We start from the raw sequence: 2,795 nt of genomic DNA on the forward strand, positions 1-2,795 counted from the left end.
CTGGAGGCGGAGCCGGTCGCGGCGGCGACAGCGCTCGCCGCGCCCGCGAAGCGCGCCGCGAGGCCGCGTCAACGCGCCCGGAGGACCCGGCCATCGCGACGCGGTGGAGCGGCAGACCGCCGCGATGCGCGTACTGAGCCGCCAGGCATTCCCCGAGGTCGAGACCGGTCTGGACGAGACGCTGGCCGCGATCGAGGCGGCCCGTGCGCAGCGGTGTCGTGACGCTGAAGCGACTCGGGCCGCCGCGTTGCAGAAGGCGCGGGAGGACCGTGCTGCCCGGGACGGGACTGTAGAACGTTCGGTGTAACTCCCGATCATGGAAGATGCATCGATGACCAGCAACAACGTGACCGAGGCCGAGACCGTCGAGCCGTCTGAGGCAGTGGTGCCGACGTCCATGGACGACCGGCTGATCGACGAGCTCGTGAGTCGGGCCCAGGCCGAGGGCCTACAGCTGACCGGCGAGGGCGGGCTGCTCCAGCAGCTGACCAAGCGGCTCTTGGAGTCCGCTCTCGAGGGCGAGATCACCGACCACCTCGGCTATGACAAGCACGATCCCGCCGGGAAGAACGGCGGCAACTCACGCAACGGCACCCGAGCCAAGACTGTGCTGACCGATGTCGGCCCGGTGGAGATATCCGTGCCTCGCGACCGCGAGGGCTCCTTCGAGCCGAAGATCGTCAAGGAGCGCCGGGAACGCCTTTCCGGCGTCGACGAGATGGTCATCTCGCTCGCCGCGAAGGGCCTGACGACCGACGAGGTGCAGGCCCACCTGTCCGAGGTCTATGGCGCCGAGGTGTCGCGCCAGACGATCTCCACGATCACGGACAAGGTCCTCGAGGGCATGGCCGAGTGGCAGAACCGGCCCCTGGACGCGGTCTATCCGGTGGTCTTCATCGACGCGATCCACGTGAAGATCCGCGACGGTGCCGTGGCGAACCGGCCCATCTATGTGGCCTTGGCCGTCACGACCGAGGGCCGGCGGGACATCCTCGGGTTGTGGGCCGGTGATGGCGGCGAGGGTGCCAAACACTGGATGCACATCCTCACCGAGATCAAGAACCGCGGCGTGAACGACGTCCTCATGCTGGTCTGCGACGGACTGAAGGGGCTGCCCGACGCGGTCGAGGCCGTCTGGCCCCGCACCGTCGTGCAGACCTGCGTGGTCCACCTGCTGCGGAACTCCTTCCGCTATGCCGCCCGTCAGGACTGGGACAAGATCGCCAAGCTCCTCAAGCCCGTCTACACCGCGGCGATGGAGGACGCGGCACTCGATTGGTTCGCCGAGTCGCCGACACGTGGGGCAAGAAGTATCCGGCAATCGTCCGGCTCTGGGAGAACGCCTGGGAGGAGTTCACCCCGTTCCTCCGCTTCGACACCGAGATCCGCAACATCGTCTGCACCACGAACGCCATCGAGTCCGTCAACGCGCGGATCCGACGGGCGGTCAAGGCCCGCGGCCACTTGCCGAATGAGCAGGCCGCCTTGAAGTGCGTCTACATGGCGATCATGTCGCTGGACCCGACCGGCAAGGGGCAGGCCCGCTGGACCATGCGCTGGAAGACAGCCTTGAACGCCTTCGACATCACCTTCGACGGCCGGCTCTCCGCAGCACGTCAGTAGCCCTCAACAACCCGAGTTACACCGCTCGTTTGACAGACCCGTCCTCAGGTGCGAAGAACCCTGGCGGCCGGACCGCGCAGACCGGGTTTCCCGGCCGCGCGCAGTCCACCGCGGCGAAGGGCTCGCGTGACGCCGGGAAGTGACCCCGCCCCCTGTCCCCGGTGGAGGTGCGAGAGTCAGCGCCGCGACGATGGCGATGCGCTGGGTCACGGCAGGCTCCCGGTGACGAGGTCGGCAGGGTTTCCAGCAGATGCGGCGTGCGCACGCCGGTGCTCAGGCCGATTACCGCGACCCGTTCGGACAGGTCGTCCAGCATGCCGGCGGAGCGTGTGCGCAGCACCCCGGGTGCGTGGGCACGGCCGGTGAACTACGACTGGAGCCAGTCCTCGTCGTCGGGAGTGCAGCACGCGGCCGCCGGCGCGGCCAAGGCCCGGGCGAGGTCGAGGCGGGTCGCGGCCGGCGGCCGGTCGTCGTCGCTCAGCCGCGGCAGGACCATCAGCCGCAGCGGCGCGCTCTCCCGAACCCCGGTGCGTAGGGCGGCGGCCAGCGCCACGGGGGTGAAGGACGCCTTGCGGCCGCCGCCGAACCCGCCGGCTGCCGCCAGCCTGCCGGGGTGGAGGCCGGTGTGGGGCGGGAGTGCTGCGGCGGTACCGGAGGCGACCCGGTACGACAGCGGAATTCCGACCACCTGCTCGCCGTCGCAGGTGATGGCGGCGCGGTCGGCCGCGACCAGGCGGGCGGCGCGGTGCGCGGCGAGTTCGAGCGCGACCGTGGTCTTGCCGGCCCCGGCGCCGCCGACGAGCAGCACGCCGACGTCGTCCAGGGCGACGGACGCGGCGTGGAAGAGCGTCCAGCCCCGGTCCTCCGCGCAGCGCGGGACCCTCTCGCGCACCGCTCGCATCGCGTACCGCTCGCCCCGCTCGAGCGCTACCTGCGCGAGTGGGGGCTCGATGAGGACGTCCGCGTCAACGGCCAGCTCATCGTCAGCGAGTTCGCCGGCCACGCGGTCCGCCACGGCTCCCCACCGGCCCGCCTCCGCCTCATCTTCGACCAGGTCCTCACCATCGAGGTCACCGCCACGGGCGGCAACGCCCCGCTGCTGCGGCACGCGCAGGAAGGGGACGAGGGCGGAAGGGGGCTGTTCATCGTCTCCCAGCTCGCGGACCGGTGGG

General features: G+C 70.6%; 3 protein-coding genes and 1 pseudogene. 3 read left to right on the top strand and 1 reads right to left on the bottom strand.

From position 1 onward, the window contains the following. Nucleotides 1-103 precede the first annotated feature (103 nt). Together ACFWN1_RS32720 and ACFWN1_RS32725 are read left to right on the top strand one after the other, a co-directional pair. Nucleotides 104-307: a hypothetical protein gene (locus ACFWN1_RS32720; RefSeq protein WP_384370216.1), complete on the top strand. Its 204-nt coding sequence runs from the start codon at nt 104-106 to the stop codon at nt 305-307. Between the two features lie 90 nt (nt 308-397). Continuing rightward, nucleotides 398-1,623: pseudogene (locus tag ACFWN1_RS32725) on the top strand (IS256 family transposase). A 367-nt stretch (nt 1,624-1,990) separates the two neighbouring features. On the opposite strand, the gene ACFWN1_RS32730 reads toward ACFWN1_RS32725, so the two are convergent. Further along, a complete protein-coding gene (locus ACFWN1_RS32730) occupies nt 1,991-2,515 on the bottom strand; it encodes a hypothetical protein (RefSeq protein ID WP_384370219.1) in 525 nt (174 codons plus the stop codon). On the opposite strand from ACFWN1_RS32730, the gene ACFWN1_RS32735 reads away from it, so the two are divergent. Continuing rightward, a partial coding sequence (locus ACFWN1_RS32735; protein WP_384370222.1) for an ATP-binding protein occupies nt 2,462-2,795 on the top strand: 334 nt, incomplete at its 3' end. The genes ACFWN1_RS32730 and ACFWN1_RS32735 overlap by 54 nt on opposite strands.

It is taken from the genome of Streptomyces sp. NPDC058459 (assembly GCF_042721685.1).
Classification (GTDB): Bacteria; Actinomycetota; Actinomycetes; order Streptomycetales; family Streptomycetaceae; genus Streptomyces.